This window comes from Kitasatospora putterlickiae (assembly GCF_039527695.1).
Classification (GTDB): domain Bacteria; phylum Actinomycetota; class Actinomycetes; order Streptomycetales; family Streptomycetaceae; genus Kitasatospora; species Kitasatospora putterlickiae.
Genome location: NZ_BAAAKJ010000444.1, coordinates 1 through 1,207, shown reverse-complemented (window position 1 = coordinate 1,207; position 1,207 = coordinate 1). Strand labels below are relative to the sequence as shown.

The window sequence follows — 1,207 nt, the reverse complement described above, 5'->3', positions numbered from 1 at the left end:
CGTCCACGGCGGTTCCGCCGGACTCAACGGCTCCTCGACGCCCGCGATGGCCGCCGCGCCCCGCAAGCTCTCCGGCCGCCGACGCCGCGAGACCGTCGCCGTCCTGATCTTCGGCGGCGCGCCGATCTTCGAGAGCTCGATCCCGCTCTCGGTCTTCGGCGTCGACCGCCAGGACGCCGGGGTGCCGCGCTACCGCCTGCTGGTCTGCGCCGGCGAGGAGGGCCCGCTCGCCACCACCGGCGGCCTCACCCTCTCCGCCCCGTACGGGCTGGAGGCGCTGGCCCGGGCCGGCACGATCGTCGTCCCGGCCTGGCGCTCGATCTCGCAGCCGCCGCCGGTCGAAGCGATCACCGCGCTGCGCAAGGCGCACCACGAGGGCGCGCGGATCATCGGCCTGTGCACCGGCGCCTTCGTCCTCGCCGCCGCCGGCCTGCTGGACGGCCGCCCGGCGACCACGCACTGGATGTACGCGCCGACCCTGGCCAAGCGCTACCCGAGGGTGCACGTGGACCCGCGCGAGCTGTTCGTCGACGACGGCGACGTGCTCACCTCGGCCGGCACCGCCGCCGGGATCGACCTGTGCCTGCACGTGGTCCGCAGCGACCACGGCGCCGAGGCGGCCAACGCGCTCGCCCGCCGGCTGGTGGTGCCGAGCCGGCGCAGCGGCGGCGGACAGGCCCAGTACATCGATCAGTCTTTACCTGAGGAGATCGGCAACGACCCGCTCGCCGAGGTCGTCACCTGGGCCCTGGAGAACCTCAACCAGCAGTTCGACGTCGAGGTGCTGGCGGCCCGCGCCTACATGAGCCGGCGGACCTTCGACCGGCGCTTCCGCACGCTCACCGGCAGCGCCCCGCTGCAGTGGCTGATCACCCAGCGGGTGCTGCAGGCGCAGCGGCTGCTGGAGACCTCGGAGCTGTCGGTGGACGACGTCGCGCGCCGCTGCGGCTTCCGGTCGCCGGTGGCGCTGCGCGGGCACTTCCGCCGCCAGCTCGGGGTCTCGCCGGCCGCGTACCGGACGAGCTACCGGGCCCGGCGGCCCGGGGCGGGCGCTCCGGCGCAGGCCTCGGCAGGCGGCGACCCGCGGACGGCCGGAGCGATTCCGTCGCCGGCCTCGGCCGCCCCGATGGGCGGGTCGGCCCCGGGCCAGCACGGTGGGCACGGTGGACCGGCCGGGCACGGGCAGGCCGGCGCCCCGGGGTTCCCG

General features: G+C 76.5%; 1 protein-coding gene. It reads left to right on the top strand.

What is annotated here, in order from left to right:
* Positions 1-46: 46 nt before the first annotated feature.
* Positions 47-1,207, top strand: a 1,161-nt coding sequence (locus ABD308_RS36130; protein ID WP_344344410.1) for a helix-turn-helix domain-containing protein, incomplete at its 3' end; no start/stop codon positions are given.